Source organism: Streptomyces sp. NPDC046939, assembly GCF_040644575.1.
Classification (GTDB): Bacteria; Actinomycetota; Actinomycetes; order Streptomycetales; family Streptomycetaceae; genus Streptomyces.
Window position 1 is genome coordinate 115,824 of sequence record NZ_JBEYWV010000006.1, and the last position, 21,102, is coordinate 136,925.

At 69.1% G+C, this 21,102-nt stretch carries 17 protein-coding genes and 2 pseudogenes; 9 read left to right on the forward strand and 10 right to left on the reverse strand.

Features of this window, described 5'->3' with window-relative positions:
- Positions 1-71: 71 nt before the first annotated feature.
- The 5 genes and pseudogenes from ABZ877_RS08755 to ABZ877_RS08775 form a co-directional block, all read left to right on the forward strand.
- Positions 72-527: pseudogene (locus ABZ877_RS08755) on the forward strand (4-hydroxythreonine-4-phosphate dehydrogenase PdxA); the annotation flags it as partial.
- Positions 460-957, forward strand: coding sequence for a 4-hydroxythreonine-4-phosphate dehydrogenase PdxA (locus ABZ877_RS08760; RefSeq protein WP_361066611.1), 498 nt, complete (start codon positions 460-462; stop codon positions 955-957). The pseudogene ABZ877_RS08755 and the gene ABZ877_RS08760, both read left to right, overlap by 68 nt.
- A gap of 785 nt (positions 958-1,742) precedes the next feature.
- Positions 1,743-2,348, forward strand: coding sequence for an isochorismatase family protein (locus ABZ877_RS08765; protein WP_361066614.1), 606 nt, complete (start codon positions 1,743-1,745; stop codon positions 2,346-2,348).
- A 7-nt stretch (positions 2,349-2,355) separates the two neighbouring features.
- Positions 2,356-3,264 carry a DJ-1/PfpI family protein gene (locus tag ABZ877_RS08770; protein WP_361066616.1) on the forward strand — a complete coding sequence of 303 codons (909 nt, stop codon included), beginning with the start codon at positions 2,356-2,358 and terminating at the stop codon, positions 3,262-3,264.
- Positions 3,265-3,751: 487 nt separating this feature from the next.
- A pseudogene (locus ABZ877_RS08775) lies at positions 3,752-3,926 on the forward strand (IS701 family transposase); the annotation flags it as partial.
- A gap of 120 nt (positions 3,927-4,046) precedes the next feature.
- Here ABZ877_RS08775 and ABZ877_RS08780 read toward each other — a convergent pair.
- The 3 genes from ABZ877_RS08780 to ABZ877_RS08790 all read right to left on the reverse strand — a co-directional run bounded on the left by ABZ877_RS08780 (position 4,047) and on the right by ABZ877_RS08790 (position 6,448).
- Positions 4,047-4,835, reverse strand: a complete 789-nt coding sequence (locus ABZ877_RS08780) for a glycine betaine ABC transporter substrate-binding protein (RefSeq protein WP_361066619.1) — start codon at positions 4,833-4,835, stop codon at positions 4,047-4,049.
- Between the two features lie 244 nt (positions 4,836-5,079).
- Positions 5,080-5,985, reverse strand: a complete 906-nt coding sequence (locus tag ABZ877_RS08785; protein WP_361066621.1) for a sugar phosphate isomerase/epimerase family protein — start codon at positions 5,983-5,985, stop codon at positions 5,080-5,082.
- Between the two features lie 64 nt (positions 5,986-6,049).
- On the reverse strand, positions 6,050-6,448 hold the full coding sequence (locus ABZ877_RS08790) for a hypothetical protein (protein ID WP_361066624.1): 399 nt from the start codon (positions 6,446-6,448) through the stop codon (positions 6,050-6,052).
- An 88-nt stretch (positions 6,449-6,536) separates the two neighbouring features.
- On the opposite strand from ABZ877_RS08790, the gene ABZ877_RS08795 reads away from it, so the two are divergent.
- The gene (locus ABZ877_RS08795; RefSeq protein WP_361066627.1) at positions 6,537-7,493 is read left to right on the forward strand and encodes a LysR family transcriptional regulator; all 957 of its coding nucleotides are present in this window, start codon (positions 6,537-6,539) and stop codon (positions 7,491-7,493) included.
- Here the strand turns inward: ABZ877_RS08795 and ABZ877_RS08800 are convergent.
- From ABZ877_RS08800 to ABZ877_RS08825, 6 genes are all read right to left on the reverse strand, one after another.
- Entirely contained in the window at positions 7,483-8,013 is a 531-nt protein-coding gene (locus ABZ877_RS08800; RefSeq protein ID WP_361066630.1) for a copper chaperone PCu(A)C, read from the reverse strand. The two genes, ABZ877_RS08795 and ABZ877_RS08800, sit on opposite strands and share 11 nt — an antisense overlap.
- Positions 8,010-10,295, reverse strand: a complete 2,286-nt coding sequence (locus ABZ877_RS08805; RefSeq protein ID WP_361066632.1) for a heavy metal translocating P-type ATPase — start codon at positions 10,293-10,295, stop codon at positions 8,010-8,012. Before ABZ877_RS08805 ends, ABZ877_RS08800 begins: the two co-directional genes overlap by 4 nt.
- Before the next feature lie 352 nt (positions 10,296-10,647).
- Entirely contained in the window at positions 10,648-11,496 is an 849-nt protein-coding gene (locus ABZ877_RS08810) for an ABC transporter ATP-binding protein (RefSeq protein WP_361066634.1), read from the reverse strand.
- The gene (locus ABZ877_RS08815) at positions 11,493-12,593 is read right to left on the reverse strand and encodes an iron ABC transporter permease (protein ID WP_361066636.1); all 1,101 of its coding nucleotides are present in this window, start codon (positions 12,591-12,593) and stop codon (positions 11,493-11,495) included. The genes ABZ877_RS08810 and ABZ877_RS08815 overlap by 4 nt, the downstream gene beginning before the upstream one ends.
- The gene (locus ABZ877_RS08820; RefSeq protein WP_361066639.1) at positions 12,569-12,859 is read right to left on the reverse strand and encodes a hypothetical protein; all 291 of its coding nucleotides are present in this window, start codon (positions 12,857-12,859) and stop codon (positions 12,569-12,571) included. Before ABZ877_RS08820 ends, ABZ877_RS08815 begins: the two co-directional genes overlap by 25 nt.
- Positions 12,856-13,677 carry an ABC transporter substrate-binding protein gene (locus ABZ877_RS08825; protein ID WP_361066642.1) on the reverse strand — a complete coding sequence of 274 codons (822 nt, stop codon included), beginning with the start codon at positions 13,675-13,677 and terminating at the stop codon, positions 12,856-12,858. Before ABZ877_RS08825 ends, ABZ877_RS08820 begins: the two co-directional genes overlap by 4 nt.
- A 403-nt stretch (positions 13,678-14,080) precedes the next feature.
- Between ABZ877_RS08825 and ABZ877_RS08830 the strand changes: the two genes are divergently transcribed.
- The gene (locus tag ABZ877_RS08830; RefSeq protein WP_361066645.1) at positions 14,081-15,025 is read left to right on the forward strand and encodes a LysR family transcriptional regulator; all 945 of its coding nucleotides are present in this window, start codon (positions 14,081-14,083) and stop codon (positions 15,023-15,025) included.
- Between the two features lie 143 nt (positions 15,026-15,168).
- Here ABZ877_RS08830 and ABZ877_RS08835 read toward each other — a convergent pair whose 3' ends face one another.
- The gene (locus ABZ877_RS08835; RefSeq protein ID WP_361066648.1) at positions 15,169-16,128 is read right to left on the reverse strand and encodes a PHB depolymerase family esterase; all 960 of its coding nucleotides are present in this window, start codon (positions 16,126-16,128) and stop codon (positions 15,169-15,171) included.
- An 857-nt stretch (positions 16,129-16,985) separates the two neighbouring features.
- On the opposite strand from ABZ877_RS08835, the gene ABZ877_RS08840 reads away from it, so the two are divergent.
- Both ABZ877_RS08840 and ABZ877_RS08845 read left to right on the forward strand, forming a co-directional pair.
- Positions 16,986-18,800, forward strand: a complete 1,815-nt coding sequence (locus ABZ877_RS08840) for a coagulation factor 5/8 type domain-containing protein (protein WP_361066651.1) — start codon at positions 16,986-16,988, stop codon at positions 18,798-18,800.
- A gap of 438 nt (positions 18,801-19,238) precedes the next feature.
- Positions 19,239-20,876 (forward strand): carboxylesterase family protein, encoded by a 1,638-nt coding sequence (locus ABZ877_RS08845; RefSeq protein ID WP_361066654.1) that lies wholly within the window; start codon positions 19,239-19,241, stop codon positions 20,874-20,876.
- Positions 20,877-21,102: the final 226 nt, after the last annotated feature.

Below are 21,102 nucleotides of genomic sequence, written 5' to 3' on the forward strand. Positions count from 1 at the left end.
ACGGAAGGCCACCACGTGAAGCCTTCTGTCGCCCACACCGACACCGCCCCCTCCCCGTCATCGCGGTCACCATGGGAGACGGAGCGGGCATCGGCCCCGAGGTGATCGTGGGCGCGCTGCGCGACGCGAAGACCCGGCAGCGATCCCGCCACGTCGTCATCGGGGACGCCGAGCGGCTGCGCAAGGCGGCCCGGCTCCTCGGCGTGGCGGAGACCACCGAGATCGTCACCGTCGCCTCTCCGGCCCAGGCATCCTCCTCTCCCGGGCGCATCGACGTTATCGACCACAGTCTGCTCCCAGACGACCTGCCCTGGGGCCAGGTCTCGCCGGTGGCGGGCGACGCCGCCTTCCAGTACGTGCGCGTCGCCGCCGAACTGGCACAGGCCGGCGAGGTGTCGATGATGCTCGCCACCCCGACCGTCAAGGTCATCCATGTCACCACGCACATCGGCCTGATCGATGCGGTCGCGAAGATCGAACCTGGACTGGTGGCCCGTACCGTACGCCGCGGCCACGAGGCCATGGTGCGCGCCGGGATCGCGGCCCCCGTCATCGGCGTGTGCGACATCAACCCGCACGCCGGTTCAGAACGGCCTGCTCGGGTACGGCGAGGAAGAGAAGAAGATCGTTCCAGGGCTGAAGGCTGTACGGGCCGAGGGCATAGACGCCCATGGGCCACTGTCGGCCGACACCGCCTTCTTCCTCGCAGGACGCGGGGACTACGACCTGATCGTGGCCATGTACCACGACCAGGGCCACGGGCCGGTCAAGGTGCTCGGACTCGACGCCGGGGTGAACCTGACCGTCGGACTGCCGGTCATCCGCACCTCGGTCGACCACGGCACCGCCTTCGACATCGCCGGCACCGGCAGCGCCGATCCCGGCAGCATGATCGAGGCCCTGCGCCAAGCGGCCGAGATGGCCCAGGCCCCTGCGCCCGGCACAAGAGGCGTATGAGTCTTCGCGGCGGCCCCGCACCAGTGGCCCGTACAGGCAGATCCCCGACCAGGATGGAGGTGGGGTCCTCAAGCGGCTGGACGACTTCTGCCAGCCGTCGGTGCGCGGCCGGCAGAAGTACAAGGTCCGCGAGGCAATCGTCCGCGCCGTCACCGGGCCCCTGACCACACCCAGGACGCTGCTGCTGGGCCGCTAGGACGGGGAGGGGCGGTGCGGTACGTCGGCCGCACCACCCTGCCCCGCACGGCCGGAGCATCGCGGTCGCCCCTCGGCTCGTGGCCGGGCAGCCCGGGCAGCCGTGGACGGGCTGGACCTTAGGCGCCGGATGGGGCAGCCGCGACACTCCGGACGTCACGCTCGTCGAACCCAGCCTGGTCGTAGAAGTCGGCGTTGACGTCGCCCGTAATGCCTCCGACCGCCGACGTCACCCCGCCCGCCGGCACCGCGCCCGTCCCGATCTCGCAGCAGCCGACGTCCCCCACTTGCCTGGCTTCACCTTCCTGATGCGGGCGGCCGCTTTGCCGTACGTCCGCCCTCTCCCCCACCCGGCGCGGCCGCGCGGGATTCCACTTGTGACTGAGCGCCCGGGTCGGCCACTTTTGGACGGTTCTTCTCAGGCGACGCCAGGGATCCGTCCCGGGAGACCCAGGGCCGGAAACTGGTTGCGCCTGATGGCCGAGTCCTCCGACGAGCAGCGCGACCGCAGGTATCAGTGACCGAATCGGTCCGCTTCGGGACCCGATGCGGCCTGTCGCCGCCCCATCCGCACAGCTCAGGCTTGGGACATGACCCGAGCACTGATCGTCATCGATGTCCAGGAGTCCTTCCGCGCCCGTCCGCTGTGGGAAGCGATCTCCGACCCGAAGATCGCCGACAAGGTGAACCGACTGGTCCGGCTGGCCCGCCGGGCCGGGGACCTGGTGGTGTGGGTACTGCACTCCGAGCCCGGAAGCGACGGTGCCTTCGATCCGGCCCTCGGTCACGTCCGGCTGCTGGAGGAGTTGGAGCAGCGGGAGGACGGCGAGCCACTGATCCACAAGACCTCGCACAACGCCTTCACCACCACCAACCTGCAGCAACTCCTCACCGAGCACGGGGTCCGCGAACTCACCCTTTGCGGCATTCGCACCGAGCAGTGCGTGGAGACCACCGCACGCGTCGCGAGCGACCTCGGCTACGTGGTCACCTTCGTCGTCGACGCGACCGCCACCCACCCGATCCCGCATCGCGACGCCCCCACCGACCGGAGCGTCGCCGAACTGCTCGCCGACCCCCGTACCCTGCCCGCCGACGAGGTCGTCCGGCGCACCGAATACGCGCTCGCCGGCCGCTTCGCCACCATCGCGACGGTCGACGAGGTGGAGGCCGCGGCGGATCTTCAGGCACACTGACCGAATAGTGAGCCACGTCGTCTTCTTCCTGGTGCCCGGAGTCCACCTGCTGGACCTGGCCGGCCCCGCACAGGTCTTCTCCACCGCAGCCGACTTCGGGCACCCCTACACCCTCACCTATGTCGCCGAGCGGCAGCAGGTCCCCACCGCCCAGGGGCTGCCTCTGGTGGCCGGGCCCGACTGGCCCGAACTCGGTCCCGAGGACCTGATCGTGGTCCCCGGCTGGCGGGCCGTCACCCTTGCCGACTCGCCTGACATGGCCGACGCCTCCCTGAGGGTCCTGCGGGACCACCACGCCAGGGGCGGCACCGTGGCCAGCGTCTGCGCCGGCGCGGAGGCACTCGGGCGGGCGGGCCTGCTCAAGGGCCGCCGCTGCACCACCCACCACGACGTGCAGGACGAGCTTGCCCGGCGCCACCCGGGAGCGGTCGTCGTCCGCGACGTTCTGTTCACCGCCGACGACCGGGTGGTCACCTCGGCCGGCATCGCCAGCGGCATCGACCTGGCCCTGCACCTCGTCGCCGGCCGGCACGGGCCTGCCGCCGCCGCCCAGGTCGCCCGGGACATGGTCGTCTACGCCCGCCGCAACGGCCACGAGCCGCAATCCAGCGCGATGTTCCGGCACCGGTCCCACCTCGACGACACCGTGCACCGCGTCCAGGACCTCATCGACACCCGCTTCGACCAACAGCTACCGCTGCCCGACCTGGCCTCGGCCGTCGGCGTCAGCGAACGCACCCTCACCCGGCTCTTCAACCGCGCCACCGGCCTTACCCCGCTGCGCTACCAGCAGACCCTGCGCCTGGAACGCGCCGAGCACCTCATCAGCCACGGCGCCACGGTCGACGCCGCCGCCCGCTCGGTCGGCTTCCAGGACGCACGCATGCTGCGCCGCCTGCGCGCCCGCACGGCCTGACGACGGCCGGCAGAGCCAGCCCGTGTCGGTGCGGGCCCGACGGCGCGCTTTCCCCGGACGGGGTTCGCTGGTCACCTCGGTGACCGACATCGCTACCAGCCGGGCGGGCAGCGCAACCAGGACGGGGCGTCGACCAGTTCGTCGACGTGCACCGCGGTGCGGCCGGCGAAAGCTCCGGTCGACGGCACCGCCACAACCAGCTCACTGTTCGCAAAGGTCTCGACGTGCAGGCGCGGTCACTCACCGTCCAAAGGCCGACGTGGTTGGCGGGAGCATGGCGTGACCGGAGGCGCGGTCGACGTCGCAGGTGCGCCAAGAAGCATCGACAGGCACGGGCGAAGCGGCGGTGTTGTCGGTCAGCCGGGCGAGCAGGTGCCGGAGGCGTGTCGGCCGCAGAAGGTTTGCGGGTGGCACGGTGCGCTGCGCGGTACCGCTGCGTCACCGGTCGGCGCTCGCGGGCGGGATACGGGCGTCAGGACCGAGCCGCGAAGTCCGCCGGCGCATCGAGCACGCCTACCGCGAACTCAAGCACGGTCTGGGCCTGGACCACTTCGAGGGCCGTTCCTGGGCCGGCCGGCATCACCACGTCCCCCCTCGCGACCGCCGCCCACGCCTTCCTGACCGAACCACGGCTCGCCGCAAAAGTCTCCGCACCGGTCTGACTCTCTACCAGGTCCTCGACATGCTCCAGGACACCCTGAGGTGCTGGACCGGCATCTGCATCACCTGTCAGCAGCCCCTGCCCAGAAACCGCAGATCAGCACCGACTCAACGGGGTCCTACTAAGCGCGCGAGAGAAGAAACCGGTCGGCGGCCTGCAGCGGGGTGAGGCCGTTCACGTTGATCAGGGCGTCGATCTCCTCGACGCCCTCGTTTCCCAGGCGCAGAGCTTCCAGCCGGGTGACCGCGTCGGGGTGCATGCGGTCCAGCGCGTCGCGTCTGATGACCGGGCTCGCGTCGTCCACCGTACCCAGCAAACCCTTGGGCTCCCTCAGGGCACGCAACCCGTACAAGCGGTTGAGGTACTGCGGCCGCCACAGCGGAACGACGAACCATTCGCGGGCGGCGATCCCGCGCTCCACTCGCGCACAGAAGTCCGGCTCGCTACCGGCTGCGAAGGCGTAACCGAACTCGTCCAGACCGTACTCGCGCACCATCCGAGCGGAGAACCGGCTGATGCCGGCGCCCGGGTTGATGCCGTCGATGATTTTCGACATCCGGTCGGCCACCTCCATCCGTGTCAGGTCGGTGACCTCCCCGACCTGCTCCTCGGGGACGTAGGACGGCACCGCCCACACGCAGTAGGGCCGGTACTGCGGTGCCAGGACCCGGACGTGTTCCCGGTATGGGGACAGATACGTGTCGTGGCTGGAAGGCAGCCACGCGGAGAGCAGGATGTCGACGCGGCCCTCGTCCTGGAGACGAAAAAGTTGCTCATGGGGCGCTTCCACGATGTCCACCCGATGACCGCAGGACTCAAGAACGCGTGTGGTGACGGCGGCGACGCCGCGGTGGAACGACAGAGCGATCGAACCTACGGTCAAGGCCGGGCGAGAAGGGGAGAAGGACACGACGACAACAACTCCTTGCACACATTTGTACTGCGGAACACGCACATGCATCAGGCGCGTCCGGGGCTTGCTGGACCTTCGAGGGCTTCGTTTCGCGTGCGGATACGTCACCCAGGGCCGTCCGAGGAGCGCCTCCTGCACCGTGCGATCGGAATGCGGGCGCAGCACGTCATGCCGGGCGAGCGGCAGACGCGGGAGATCCGCCGGGGCGCGGAGGGGGAACTGCACCCCGGCGGAGGCTTGTTCAGACGTCCGTGCCCACCTGGGCGAGGTGATGGCGCAGGACGTCGGCCGACTGAGCGGTGTATGCCTCGTAGAGGTCCTCGGGGAGCACGCCCGAGGCATGGTCGCGCAGCCACTTGATCATTCCTTGGCTGAGGGATCCCTCGGCGGCGTCGGCGATCTGCCTCTGGGACAGGGGCGTACGGTCGAGAGCGGGCATGAACTCGACGGACAGGTGACCGTCGTAGCCCGCCGCGTTCAGTTCGCGCAGCAGCGCCGCCCAGTCGATCGCTCCCGATCCTGGTGCCAGCCGGTTGTTCTCGGCGACGTGAAAGTTCACCAGACGGCCCGCGCAATCGCGGATGGCGGCTCGCCAGTCGGCTTCCTCGATGTTCATGTGGAAGATGTCCAGACAGATCCCGCATGTCTCGCCCACTTCCTCGGCCAGGCGCAAGGCTTGATCGGCCCGGTTGATGAGATAGGTCTCGTAGCGGGTCAGCGGCTCGATGGCGAGCCTGATGCCGTGGTCGTCGGCGTGTTTCTGAGCCTCGCGCAGGGAGGCGACATACCAGTCCCACTCCAGATGTGGGTCGGCCATCGGTACCAGCTTGCCGACCGTGCAAGGCACGGTGACGAAGGTGCCGCCCAGTGCCGCGACGAAGTCGATGGTCTCGATCAGGTAGGTCAGGCCGGCCTGCCGGATGAACGGATCTTCGTGGATCAGATCGCGGCCACCCATGAACAGCGCCAGGCCGCCGGCGCAGGCGATACGGTGCTCCTCGAGCAGCCGGGCGGTCCGGGCGAGATCGGTGCCGCGGGGGTCGGCGGATATTTCCAGGGCGTCGTAACCGCACCGGGCGAGCCGCGCGACGGTGACCTCCAGCGGTTCCGAGCGCATCCAGTTGTGCATGGACAGGCGCATGGTCATGGCACATCTCCGGGCGTGATGGGGGCGACCCGCCGACCGGGGTCGACGGAGCCGGGACGGGGAGTTACATGTATGTCGACAGCTCTACGGTGACGAAGCGGAGCGTGGTGTCGCCGTCGTTGTACAGGTCGTGCACGACCGGCGACACGTTGCTGTACGAGAAGAACTCCGTGTCACCGACGGCGTACGAGCGGCGCCGCATCCGCCATTCCCCTTCGGTGTGCTGCCACTGCTGGGCGGTGCCGGCCTCGGTGCAGGTCCAGAAGTAGTTCAGGGCGTGGCAGTGCAGCGGTGCCCGGGCACCGGGCTCGAGGTCGACCTCCCACACGCGCACGGCGCTGTTCTCGAACAGGAGGCGGGTGCCGACCTGCCGGTTGAGACTCCCTTGCGCGGCCTCGGCCTCCGACGGCCTGTGGTGCGCGGCGTCGCGGGCCGCGGTTCCGGTGATGTGACGGTTACCCATGTCCTGAGAATGGCTCGGCCCGTGTGGCAAGTCTAAGACTTTCTTCCTACGCATACACATAGGCTCCACCTATACGTAAGGTGAGGGTATGAGCCTGAGGCAGTTCGAGTACTTTGTGGCGGTGGCCGAAGAGGGCTCTCTCAGCCGGGCAGCAGCACGTCTCTGTATCGCCCAGCCGTCCCTGTCCCAGCAGCTCAAAGCGCTTGAACGGCGGGTGGGCGGCCCCTTGTTCGAACGGCTCCCACGGGGGATGCAGCTCACTCCCGCCGGCCGCGCCTTCCTACCGGAAGCACTGGGTACACTGCGCGGTGCGGAACGCGCCTACCGTTCCGCACGGGCCGCCGTCAGCGGGGAATCAGCCGAACTGCGGATCGCCACCGTCTCCTCGGTCGCGGCCGGTGTGCTGCCCGACGTCATCCGGACCTGGCACGACCAGAACCCACAGTGCCCCGTGCGGCTCGAAGAGTTCAGCCACCGCGATGTGCTGGAGGAGCAGGTGCGCAACGGTTTGGGCGACCTGGCCATCGGCCCGCGGCCCCGCGCCTGGGACGGCCCGGTCCTCTCCCTGGGACACGAGGAGTTCGTGGTGGTCCTCCCCCATGGCCATCCCCTGTTGGATGAAGCCACCGGGGCGCGGGCCACGGCCGTCGAGTTGCACACCCTGGCGGACCAGGGCTGGGTATTGTTCGGCCAGGGGCACGGTCTCAACGACTTGATCTCAGGTTACTGTTCGAGCGAGGGCTTCCGGCCGATTCCGGCAGTACGCACCTGGCAGGTCAACGCGGCGGCGCGGCTGGCGGCCGCCGGCGTAGGGCCCGCCCTGCTGCCGGACAATGCCGTACCCGCGGGCCTTGATGCCGCCGTTGTCCCGTGCCGGCCCGCACGCTTCCGCGAGCTGACCTGTTATCTGCGCAGCCAACCGCACGGCCTCGTGGACCGCTTCCTGACTCTCTTGCGGGACGCGGCCCCTCTGACATCGCCCCGGGCTCATCAGGAGGAGGAGGAGGCGGCTCGCGCCGGAACGCGCCGACCCGTCAGCCGATAGCTGTTCCGGGCCGTACGACTTCCGCGTCCACCCGAACCGGAGCGCTGTGTCTGAACCACAGCACGAACGGAATCCGGTCGCCGGTACGCCAGTTCTGATCAGCGGGAACCGTGACGTCGCTCGACATCGGCGACATGTCCAGCGTGCCGCGGCCGGGCACCGGCAACCGATCCGCCGCATCTCGATAAGCGGCGCCCTGCGGTGTCATTCGGTGTCGACTCAGCGCAACCCCGTTCGACACCGTCGGAGAGGTGACCTTGAGCAGGTCGTCGGACGACGTACCTCTGTTGCTTATGCGGAAGAACGCCGCGGTCTCCGGAGTACCGCCCGTCGGTTGCAGAACGCGGGCTCTCGTCACGGCCAGGTCGGGCGGGGTGCCGGCGTAACCGAGTGTGGTCCAGGCGCTCAGCCCACCGAGCGCCGCGACACACGCCATGACGGAAGGCGCTGCCGCGGACAGGGCCTTCCTGAGTTGACGGTTCGGCTGGGACGGCGGCTTCTGTGATGCGGATGTGTTCACCCTTGGTTCCTCGACTGTTGCGCGCGCCTGCGTTGTGCACGGACCGAGACAGGCGCGGCCTGCCAGGTGCGCAGCCGCAGGCTGTTGGCGACCACGAGTACGGAGCTGGCCGACATCGCTGCGGCGGCCAGCATCGGAGTGAGCAGGCCGACCATGGACAGCGGCACCGTGACGACGTTGTAGCCGAACGCCCACGCCAGGTTGGCGCGGATCGTGGCAAGCGTCGTACGGGAGAGCCGGACGGCGTCGGCGAGCGCCTCGACGTCGCCGCGCAGCAGCGTCACGTCGGCCGCGCCGATCGCGACGTCCGTACCCGTGCCCATGGCGATCCCCACGTCTGCTGAAGCCAGTGCCGCGGCGTCGTTCACCCCGTCACCGACGACCGCCACCCGGTGTCCTTCGGACTGGAGCTCCGCGACGAGTGCGGCCTTGTCCTTCGGCGAACAGGCCGCGTGGACGGTGTCGATGGCCAGGTGGGCGGCAGCCGCACGAGCGGGGCTCTCTCTGTCGCCGGTGGCCAGGATGGGCCTTATGCCCAGGCGGCGCAGTCGGTCCACGGTCTGGAAGCTGCCGGGCCGAACCACGTCCCCGACCGCGATCAGCGCCACTGTCGCCGCGTCGACGCGCACCTGTACGGCGGTGTAGGCGCCCTCATCGGCGGTGCGCAGGGCTGCCATGAGCACGTCGGGGAGACCGTCCGTGACAGTGGTCACCTCAACGAGGCGCCCCTCGACACGGCCCCGCACACCGAAACCCGCCATGGCCTCGAAGTCGCGCACGCGTGGCAGGACCTCGTCGGCGAGGGTGCGTACCGCGTGCACTGTGATGGCACGGCCCAGCGGGTGTTCGGAGGCGTCCTCCACAGCAGCGGCAAGGCGCAGCACCTCCTGCGGCGCGAGCCCGCCGGGCGCGACCGTGACGGCGACGACGCTCATGTGCCCCGAGGTCAGCGTGCCGGTCTTGTCCAGCACCACTGTGTCAATGTGCTGCAAGCCCTCCAGCGCCTGCGGCCCGGTCACCAGCACGCCCATCTGTGCGCCCCGGCCGGTCGCGGCCATGATCGCCGTCGGTGTGGCGAGTCCCAGAGCGCACGGACAGGCCACCACCAGTACCGCCACACAGGCAGTGACCGCGGCTTGAGGCTCTGCGCCTGCGCCCAGCCAGAAGCCCAGCGTCGTCACCGCCAGGGCGAGGATGGCCGGCACGAACACCCCGGCCACGGAGTCCGCCAGTCGTTGGGCTCGCGCCTTGCCCGCCTGTGCTTGCGACACCAGCTCGATGATGCGCGCCAATTGCGTGTCGGCGCCGACAGATGCGGCCCGTACCAGGAGCAGTCCCCCGGCGTTGACCGTGCCGCCGATCACCGCGTCGCCGGGTCCCGCCTCCACCAACTCGCTCTCACCGGTGACCAACGCCTGGTCGATGGCCGAGTTGCCCTCCAGGACGACGCCGTCGGTGGCGATGCGTTCCCCGGGACGTACGAGGAAGGCGTCTCCTACGGTCAGTTCTTCGATGGGCCGCAGCCGCTCGCCGCGGCCGTCGCGTACCGCCACCTCCTTGACGCCGAGGCGGGCCAGGGACCGCAGGGCGGCACCCGTGTCCCGTCGGGCCCGTGCCTCCAGGAAACGCCCGGTCAGCACGAACAGCGGTACACCGACCGCGGCTTCCAGATAGAGATGTGCGGCCCCCTCGGAGCCGGACGGCACCAAAGTGAAAGGCATGCGCATCCCGGCCTGCCCCGCCCCGCCGACGAACAGCGCGTACACCGACCAGCCGAACGACGCGACGACGCCGAGCGACACCAGTGAATCCATGGTTGCCGCGCCATGCCGCAGCCCGCTCAGGGCTCGCTCGTGGAAGGGCCGCGCGCCCCATACAACGACGGGAGCGGCCAGCATGAAGCACAGCCACTGCCAGTGGCGGAACTGCAGCCATGGAAGCATCGACAGGACGAGCACCGGCGTGGACAGCACGGCCACAACGATTAGCCGCTGCCGTTCCGCGCGTGCCTCGTCGGGCTTCTCGTCGTCGTGTCCACGTTGCGCCTGCGGCTCGGGAAGCCGGGCGGTGTAACCGGCCCGCTCCACGGCGGCTTGGAGCTGCAGCGGGCTGACGTCGGTGGGGTGGCTCACCCGGGCCATGCCCGTCGCGAGGTTGACGCTGGCGGCGACCCCCTCGATGGTGGCCAGTCTCCTCTCCACCCGGCGCACGCACGCGGCGCAGGTCATTCCGCCGACCGACAGGTCAGTGACCGTCATCGACGGTGCGACGCTGGTGTCCATCAGCCCTCACCTCCGTGTTCCATGTCCATGCCGCCCCCTGGCTCCGGCTCGCTCTGATGCCCGCCCGGGTCGTTGCCGACGTCTGCGCCATGCATCCCGGGGGCGACCGGTCCGACTGCCTGGCCTGTGGCATAGGCGATGCCGAACACGACCGCGAGCAGCAGAACGAATCCGACGAGGGTGGGCGGTGGCAGACCGCGGAGCAGCGAGCGGGGGCCGGGGAGTAGTGGGGTGGAAGAACTCTCGCCTGTGGGGAGCTGGCTCACTGATTCTCCTGGTGGTGCCGACCGCCGCCGCTGCGTCGTGTCCTGGCGTCGTGTATGTGGTGTGGTGCCCGTGGTGGATCGGTCGGTCACTTCAGCTCTTTGTCGGTGCCGGAGCCACCGTGGGGTTCGTTCCCCTGCGGCCGGGCGTCATGAGGGGTGGGCAGGGGTGATGCGAGGAAGTGGTGGCGGCCTTCGAAGCGGTCCGGTACGGCCTGCCCGCGGACCTTGAAGACTTCGCGTGCCAGGTCCTGGTCGAGCACGTGCAGGGGCTTTCCCTGAGCCACCACCTTGCCGTGCTGGAGTACGAGGAGGTGCTGGGCGTACTGGAGGGCGAGGTCCAGACTGTGCAGGGCGGCGATGACGGTGTGGCCTCCCTTGGTGGCGAGGTCCAGCACGTCGAACTGGTGGGCAAGGTCGAGGTGGTTCGTCGGCTCGTCCAGGACGAGCACTTCCGGGTCTGCCACCAACGCCCGCGCCAGCAGCGCACGTTGCCGTTCGCCGCCCGACAGCGTGTGCACCATACGCTCGGCCAGCTCGAAGGCTCCGGCGCGGTGCAGAGCCGCATCAACGGCGCGCCGTACGCCGTGACCGGACTCCAGTGTCCAGCGACGGGGCCGGATCGTGGCGAGCCCGAGTCCGACCATCTCGGCGACGGTCAGCGGAGGGGAAGGCTCGGATTCCTGCGGCAGAACCCCAATGCGCCGGGCACGTTCTCGTGGTCGCATGCGCAGGACGTCCTCGGTGCCGAGGTGGATGGAGCCACTGCGTCTGGCACCGCCGACGCCGGTGATCGAGCCGAGCAGCGTCGACTTGCCACTGCCGTTCGGTCCCACCAGGGCGGTGAGCCGGCCTGCGGGGATGTGCGCATCGATGTTGTGGAGGACGGGTGTCCTGCCGAGGCTGACGCTCAGCCCCCGGATGGTCAGGGCGTTCATCGTGCACCGCCTGCGTGGCGGACGACGAGGATGAAAGCTGGTACCCCGATGGCGGCTGTGAGGATGCCGACCGGCAGTTCGGTGCCGGACAGCAACGTACGGGCCGCGGTGTCGGCGAGCAGCATCAACAGGGCGCCGAGCAGCAGGGCGACGGGCAGGATCCTGCGGTGCAGCCCGCCGACCAGCATGCGCGCGAGGTTGGGCACGACAAGGCCGACGAAGCCGATGGTGCCGGAGATGGCGACCACGGTGCCGGTGAGGACGGCCGCCACGGCGAAGACGCCGATACGGGTGCGGCCCGGGTGGATTCCGAGGGCCGCGGCTGTGCCGTCCCCCAGAGCGAGCAGGTCCAGGCGGCGTACGAGGAGGGGTAGTGCCAGGAGCATGGCGAGGACGGGCGGGGTGGCGATGCGCACGAGTTCCCAGTTGGCCCCGGACAAGCTGCCGAGGAGCCAGTACATGACCTGCTGGGTGGCTTCGCTGTCGCCCGTACGCAGGATCAGGAAGGAGGTGACGCCGGACAGGAGGTGGCCGACCGCGATGCCCACCATGACGAGCCGGGATGCGGAGAGTCCGGACAGTGAGGTGGCGCACAGGAAAACGGTGGCACCGGCCGCGGCGGCGCCGGTGAAGGCGCCCAGGGGCAGGGTCAGGCCGGCGGCCGCGCCCACCCCGAGTGTCGTGATGACGGTGACGGCGCCAAGAGAGGCGCCGGAGGACAGCCCCAGGGTGAAGGGGTCGGCGATCTGATTTCCCACCAGCACCTGGACCAGCACGCCCGCACCGGAGAGCCCCGCACCGACCAGCAGCGCCTCGAGGACCCGAGGCAGGCGCAGTTGCCAGACGATGAAGCTGTCGCCGGTGGTTCCGGTGCCGTGCATGCCGCGCATGACCGCGGTAAGAACCTGGTCGGGGGCGATGGCGACTGCTCCGATGCCGACGGCGCACACGGCGGCCGCGACGGTGAGGACCGAAAGCGTGAGGACCGTCAGGGGGAACGGGGTGCGTCCGAGCAGTCCCGATGAGCGCCGCTTCTGGTGGCGTCGCTCCTGGTGGTGTGGGTCGGCTGGTGTCAGACGGTGGACGTCGGCTGCCATGCGTACTCCATCGCACGGGCGATGGAGTGGGCCATCTCCCTTGGTTCCAAGCGGTGCACCAAGTGCAGGGACATGTCGATGCCGGCTGACACGCCCACGCTGGTCACGACCGTTCCGGCGTCACCATGGCGCACGTGGTCGCACACGGGCGTCGTCGGGCAGGAGCCGACCGTACGCACTTGCAACGGGCGGTCGCTCAGTCGCTGCCAGAAACGAAGCACTTCCCAGTCGAAAGAAGGCACGTCCATCCGGTAGGTCCCCGTCATGAGGAAGCGTCCTTCACGGCTTCGGCCACGTCCCGAATCGCCCGCGGGTTGAGGAGGCTGGGCGACAAAAGGATGCGCTGGGGCACGGCGATGACACGGTCCTTCTTGACGGCGTCCGTATCTGCGAGCAACGGACTCGATTTGATCGCATCGATGAGTTGACGATCCGTCTTGCTGGTGAATCCCGTGACCGCCACAATGACGTGCGGATTGCGGCGCGCCACTTCCTCAGCTGACAGCGCGGCGAACTTGCTGACCTTGGAGGCCGCGATGTTGTGTCCGCCGGCCAGCGTGATCACGCCGTTCGTGAGGCTCGCCCCGCCGCTGGTGTTGATCCCGGCCCCTCCGGTCGGGACAGCCGAGAGCGTCAGGACCGGAGTTCTGTGCGCCCCATCCACGGTGGAGGTACGGGCCGCCGCCTCGCGTTTCATCGAGGCGATGATTTTCTTTCCTCTGCCTGGCACGTGGAAGAGGTCGGCGAGGTGGCGGATGTACTCGTAGGTGGCGTCGATGGTGGTGACGGGCCGGCGCGATGTGTCACAGGCCACGAGCGCGGCAATGCCATTGGCACGGAGCTGCGCATAGGTCGGGGTGCCGTCGAAGGAGCCGAACTCGTACGGGGAGATGCCGGTGACGAGGTCCGGTTTGGCCGCGATGACCGTCTCTTTGTCTCCCCGTCCACCACTCAGCACGGGCACGTCGTCGAGTTGCTCGCGCATCGCGCCGGAGAAGTCCGCCTTGAAATCCGGCGCGGCGGTCCCCACGATCCTGTCTTTGAGGCCCAACGCAATCAGGAACGCGGCGGCGCCGGCATCCATGGTCACGATACGTCGCGGTGTTCTCGGCGTGTTTGCCGTTGCCGGGCACGCGGGCTCCGCATTTCCTGTGCCGCTGCCCGCCGCGCTAGCACGGGTGGATGCGTCGCCCGAGGCGGGCGGGGGCGAAGGCGGCGAGGAACAGCTCGCCAGGGCACCTAGAAGCAGGACCGCGGTCAAGCCTGCTACGGCAGGACGGGAATACAGCAACGTGGATACCTCTCGAATGACAGCTCATGCCAGGCAACAGCTCGTAAGCGCCTGACACCCACTGGTCGCGCAAGAAGCGGTCTCAGTTCCCGGAGGTTTTCATGCACTCCTCGCACCTGCGCCATGCGCACAACGCATACACTGAGACCTGCAATCCGTATGCGCAGCACGCATAAGCGTGTCCTACGGTGATCGCATGACGCAGTTGCGAAATGCGGACTTGAATCTGCTCGAGGCTCTGGCGATACTCCTGGAGGAGCGGCACATCTCCCGCGCGGCCGACCGTTTCCTCCTCAGCCAGTCGGCCATGAGCCGGACGCTCCAGCGGTTGCGCGACACCTTCGGGGACGAGTTGCTCATTCGCACCCGCACTGGCTATGAGCTCACCTCGCGAGGGCGCCAGATCCAGGCCGAGCTGTCCGACATCCTGCCGCGGCTGGAGGCGCTGCTGCGCGGCGGCAGGTTCGATCCGGCCACAGCCACCGACGAGTTCCGCATGCACTGCACGGACTTCGCCACCAGCGCGCTCGGACCGGCGATCTTCCGACGCGTCTTCCACGAGGGCCCGAGGATGTCCCTCAACACTCTGGCCCTGAAGGACGACAGCTTCGCCGACGCCGAACAGGGACGGACCCATGTGGTGATCGCGGGCGTCATGGCTCCGGCACCGCTGCGATGGGAGACCCTCTTCGAGGAGGACTTCGTCTGCCTCCTCAGCCACGACCACCCGTTCAAGGGGCAGCGGCTCGCGATCGACGAGTTCACGCGGTACCGGCACGTGGTCGTGGCACTGCTGGCAGGGGAGCAGGCGATGGTCGAGCAGCGCCTGTCCGAGGCCGGGGTGCGTCGGCTCGCCGGTCTGCGGGTGCCCTACTTCTCAGCCGTTCCGCTGGCTCTGCCGGGCACCGACCTCATCGCGACACTCCCCCGGCGGGCCGCCGCACAGTACGTCGGAAACCGCGCCTACCGGGTGGTCGAGGCGCCCCAGGAGCTGCTGTCCTTCCCTTATGGCATGGCATGGCATCCGCGTGTCGATGCCGACCCTGCGCACCGCTGGCTGCGCGACGTCATCCGTGACGCGGCGCGCCAACTCCCCCCTCCGAGGACGCCGGCCCGGGCAACGAGCGATGGTTCGAGCTGATCTTCACCTTCACCCTCACCTTCACCTTCACCTCTGCAGCCGATGCGCCGGGCCGGCTGTGCCCGCACCTCGGGGCCGACTGGTTCTCGTGGTCCTGACCAACGAGCCGCACCGCGCGGGCAGGCGTGGCGGCGGTCGGCGTCTCAGCGCCTCGGCAACGGGTGGCGGCTGAAGAACGTCCAGATCAGCGGGGTCGCGTCGATGGTCGTGGGGGTGGCGGAGTCCTCGTTGGGGGTCGTGGCGGGCCAGACGTGGCCGCCGTCCTCGATGCGGTAGTGCTCCACGGCGGCCTTGCCCGCACAGCCGGACCACTGCTGCCGGACGACGTTGACCTCGACGCGGGTGGTGTGGGGTGTGGCGCGGCAGCCGTCGCGCCGGGCCCAGTCGGCGAGCCAGTCCGGCAGAGCGGGCAGCCCCTTGGCCGCGTTCCCCGTGTACGGGATCGTGGTGTCGGCCTGCCCGTGGAAGTCGAGGACGGGCACGGGGCGTCCGGGTCGGCACGCGCCGCCCTGCGGGTAGAACGCGCCGGACACCATCGCGGCGGCGGCGACCCGGTCGGCGAGGCGGCAGGCGACGAGGGCTGCGAAGCCGCCGCCGTTGGACTTGCCGGCGGCGAAGACGCGGCGCCCGTCGACGCACAGTTCGTCCGCGACCTGGTGGATGAGGGCCCGGGTGAAGGCGATGTCGTCGACGTCCGCCGAGTACGGGGCGCCCTGCCAGGCGGTCTTGCCGTCCGTGCCCACCACGCCCTGTGGGTAGGCGACGAGGGCGTCCAGGGCCGACATGCCGGTGAGGCTCTCCTGGTAGGCGGCGGTACGGCCGTGCCCGTGGAAGGAGAGGACCAGAGGTGTCGGGGTGGCCGGGTCATAGCCGGCCGGGACGTGCAGCACATAGGTCCGCGGTTCTCCGTCGACGGTGACGGTACGGTCGACGCTCCGCCCGGCCGGTGGCCGCGACTGCGGGTGATCGGCGTTGCAGCCCGCGGATGGGGCGCCGGACACGGACCGTTCGGGCGGGGGCGACGCGGCGGCGGGCCCGGTGAGGGCGATCGCGGCCACGGCCGCCGTGAGCGCGGCGACGAGCGGGGAAGTGCGCAGGCGCATGAGGACTCCGTTCGGGACATCGGACCAGGGCTCGGCCGGCGGGAAGCGGAAATCGGGGACAGCGGCTTCCTCCTGACCGGCCGTCGGGACCTTAACTCCGCGGAGCCGCGCCGCAGCATCCCCCGGCGACGGAATTGTTGCCCACCCCCTTCACCTTCCGATGGCGCGAAGGGGGTGAAAGGGGCGCCGTCTTGTGCCGCATGAGGTCGTGAACGCGCACGTCAGACGTGTATGGGGAGGCGGAGCCCAGCGCGCGGCCCGTTCGCCCGCTCCCTCCATCTTCTTTATGAACGCAATGAGGCGGGCCGATGCAGGGAGGGAGTCTCCGCCGTGACGCAGCCGCGTCACGTGGGCGCCGGAGGCGCTCGAACATCCTGCGCCTCCGTACATCATGCGTCATGTGCATATGAACAATGCGCGCATTGCAGCGGACACAGGCAGACAGAAGACGCGTTGACGAGAATTCCTCTGATCGCACTCGAGCCCGCCGCATGGGGCGAAACAAGGGCGTCGGTGTGCAGCAAGCGCCTGCAGTTGTTGAGTCATTGAGTTCATTGAGTTCATGAAGCTGCGCCGACCGGCTCCTGCGAGCAGCTCCGGCTCCTCCCCTGCCTCTTCTGAGCTGCGATGTTTGTTTCCGGTCGGCCGCGGCAAGCGGTGCCTTCTGCCCGAAATTGGCATCAAGATGTGAACGATGCCTCCGTAAAAAACGCCTCGCAGACATGTTGTGGAGCCAAGAAGTGGCGCTATGGTCGCGGCCGTTGACTCGACCGGGCAGAACTTCCGCCCGCCTTGCACGGGCCGGTCCGGCATCCCCCTTGCTGTTTTCACGGCAGCACACTCGAAATGGAGACCCGATGAATGACTTTGAGCGCACCGGCCCGTTACCCCGCACGGCGAAGGGCAGTGTGCAGCGTCGGACGGTTCTCACCGCGATGCTGGGTGCCTCGGCCGCACTCGCCGGTGGTGGAGTGGCGGTCGGCAGCGTGGCCGCGGCCTCGGAGGAGAAGGCCGCAGCGGCCCCGGACTTCGGCCCGAACGTCTCGGTGTTCGACCCGTCGATGTCCACCGCGACGATCCAGTCGCGGCTCAACGCCGTCTTCTCGCAGCAGCAGACCAACCAGTTCGGCAGCTCGCGCTTCGCACTGCTCTTCAAGCCGGGCACCTACGCCGTGGACGCCAACATCGGCTTCTACACCCAGATAGCCGGCCTCGGGCTCTCTCCCGACGACGTCACCATCCGGGGTGCCGTCCACGCCGAGGCGGACTGGTTCAACGGCAACGCGACACACAACTTCTGGCGCAGTGCCGAGAACCTGTCCGTCACCCCCACCGGCGGCGTCGACCGGTGGGCCGTCTCGCAGGCCGCCCCCTATCGCAGGATCCATCTGCGCGGCCGCCTCCTCCTCGACGACGGCGGCTGGTCAAGTGGCGGATACCTCGCCGACTGCAAGTTCGACGGGGCAGTGGATCCCGGCGGCCAGCAGCAGTGGTTCACCCGCAACTCATCACTGAACGGCTGGTCGGGCAACGGCAACTGGAACATGATGTTCCTGGGCAGCGACAACCCACCGACCGGTAACTGGCCCAGCTCCGCATACACCCGCGTCACCCGCACACCGGTGATCCGCGAGAAGCCCTTCATGTACGTCGACACGGCCGGCAACTACGCCGTGTTCGTTCCTGCCCTGCGCACCAACACCCAGGGCACCTCCTGGTCCGCGGGCAATCCGGCAGGCACGTCCATCCCGATCGGCGACTTCCTCATCGCCAAGCCGGGCGTCACCGCGAAAGAACTCAACACGGCGCTCGCCGCGGGTCGGCACCTGCTCTTCACGCCGGGCGTCTACCACCTCAGCGAGACCCTGAAGGTCACCAAGGCGAACACCGTGATACTCGGACTGGGGCTGGCCACGCTGATCCCGGACAACGGAATCATCGCCCTGGACACCGACGACGTGGACGGCATCAAGATCGCCGGAATCATCATCTCCGCGGGCACCACCGCTTCCTACGCCCTGGCCCGCATCGGCACCGCCGGTGCCACGGCGGACCACTCGGCCAACCCCACCTCGCTGCACGACGTCTTCCTCCGCGTCGGCGGCGCGAACGCGGGCAAGGCACAGCGCAGCCTCATCATCAACAGCAACCACGTGATCGGCGATCACCTGTGGATCTGGCGCGCGGATCACGACATGAACGGTGGGAGCCTCACTGGGTGGACCACCAACCCCGCGGCCAAGGGCCTGATCGTCAACGGTGACGACGTGACGATGTACGGCCTGTTCGTCGAGCACTACCAGGAGTACGAAGTGCTGTGGAACGGCGAGCGGGGCCGTACATACTTCTTCCAGAACGAGATGCCGTACGACCCGCCGAACCAGGCGGCCTGGATGAACGGCTCCACCAAAGGCTACGCCGCCTACAAAGTCAGCGACGCGGTGACCACCCACGAAGCCTGGGGCCTTGGCAGTTACTGCTTCTTCAATGCCAACCCCACGGTCGTCGCGGAGCGCGCTTTCGAAGTTCCCAACACCCCACAGGTCAAGCTTCACCACATGGTCATACTCACCCTCGGTGGCAAGGGAACCATCAACCATGTCGTGAACAACACAGGCGGGCCCGTGACCCCGTCGTCCATGAGCGCGCGCGTCACCGACTACCCGGGCTGACGCCGCCCTGCGAGCCCCCGACAAGGGGTGCGCTCCCACCTCGCCACATGACCTGCCCGGACATGCCGCCGCCGCTGCCACCATCGCTGCCGCTGTCACCATCGCCGCCGCTGCCGCTGCCGCTGCCGCTGCCGGACAAGCCTGCCCCCACCTACCGTCCCGCTTCCACTGCGGTGGCGCCGCAGCACCATCGCAGCGGCTTCGACGCGCGCAGGCCCCTCTTCGGCCTCCGTAGCGCACGCTCAATGTGATGTGCCGTCATCTGCGCGGGCGACACGCCTGCCCCGACCCATCGCACACCTCAGGCCCGCACCGCCGGGCCGTCCCGTACGGGAGCCCGGCGCCCGCAAGGCCCCGACCGGCCATGTGCTCACGGTGATCCGCGAGCCAGACCCCGCGGCGCCCCGCTCACCGCACGCCGGCGCCCTAGGAGACCCCATGCCCCCACGCCGCAGACGTCCCGCACTCCGTGGTCTGCTGCTCCTGCTGTGGTGCACCGTGAGCATGCTGCTCACCACCGTGCCGCCGGCCGCCGCTCTGACCCACCCCACGCGCGCGTCGCTGCTGCTGACCACTCCGGACGGTGTGCTGCGCGGCGTCACCGATCAGGGCACCGACCAATTGCTCGGTGTGCGCTATGCCGCCGCGCCCCTGGGCCGCCTGCGTTGGCAGGCGCCCGCGCCGAACACCCCCTGGCGGGGAGTACGCGACGCTGACCACAAAGGCGACTCCTGTCCCCAGCAGTGGCGCGTCGGCTCGGAGGACTGTCTGTTCCTCAACGTCTACCGACCCCACTCATCTCGGCCGGGCGAGCGCCTGCCGGTCATGACGTGGCTGCATGGCGGCGGGTTCACGAGCGGCTCGGGCAACGACTTCGACCCCCTCGAGTTCGTCACGGAGAACCGGGCCATCGTGGTCACCGTCAATTACCGTCTGGGGGCCCTGGGCTTCCTCGCCTCCCCCGCGCTGGCCCGTCACGGCACGGCCGGGAACTACGGCCTTCTCGACCAGCAAGCCGCCCTGCGCTGGGTGCACACCAACATCGCCGGCTGGGGCGGCGATCCGCACCGGGTGTCGCTGGCCGGGGAAAGCGCAGGAGCCGGATCCGTCTGCGCCCAGTTGGCCTCGCCCCAGTCCCGCGACCTGTTCAGCACCGCCATCATCGAGAGCGACGACTGCATCCACGACGTCGACACCTACGAAGAAGCCCAGGCCCGAGCGACCGCCATCACCACGGCCCTGCACTGCGACCACACCAGCGCACGGCAGACGGCGGCCTGCCTGCGCGCCGCCCCCGTCAGTCGGTTGCTGGCCAACACGAACTACATCGCCCCCAACATCAGTGGCACGCTGCCGCTGCTTCCGGCCACCGCCATCGCCACCGGCCGCTGGAACGCCGTGCCCGTCCTCATGGGCAGCAATCGCGAAGAAGGACGCGCCTTCGCCACCGACCACCTCCACGACACCGAGGCCGACTGGCAGAGGTGGCTCACCACCGCTCCGTCATGGCCCCCACTGTCCACCGGAGCGCCCGTCTTCGGCACCCCCGCCACGGCCCAGGCCATTGCCGCCGCCTATGCGCCGGCCGACTTCCCGCAGCCCTACCCCGTCGCCTACGCGATCGCCGCCGTCATCACCGACAGCGGCACCCGCGGCCTGGGCGGCTGCACCTCCCTGCGCACCGCGCGCTCCATCGGCCTTCAACAACCCATTTACTATTACCAGTTGCAGGACCCACACCCCCCACGCATGTCCGAGCAACCCGCGGACTACGACTACGCCGCGGCCCACGCCTACGAACTGCCCTACCTCTTCCCCCGTCTCGCCGACGCGCACGGCACCCGCTTCTCCGAGCAGATGACCCCGGAACAGCATCGTTTGGCCCAGTCCATGCGCGCCGCCTGGGGCGACTTCATACGCGCCCCTCACCACACCGGCGCGCTCGACCACGGCTGGCAGCCGCTCGACCGCACCCGGACATACCGCGCCCTGGAGCCCGGGCGCACACGGAGCCTGCCCTTGCACCACTACTCCGAGCAGCACCGATGCGCTCTTTGGGACCGCATCACCTCGTAAGGCGAGTGGCAGCGTCGCAGACGGACATCATTCGGTGCGGCTGCCATGGCAAACAGAAGAGATCAACGCCTGCACTCGCCGACCACGCTGCTGCGGCTGTCCGCGCCCGTCCGGCCTGCTTCGCCGCCGCACGGAACCACGGAAAGGCTCCGTAGGGCACATCCTGCCTTCATTCATGGGTCACTTGATGTGAAGGGCGCGCACCATGCGGGAACGGCTCCAGAAC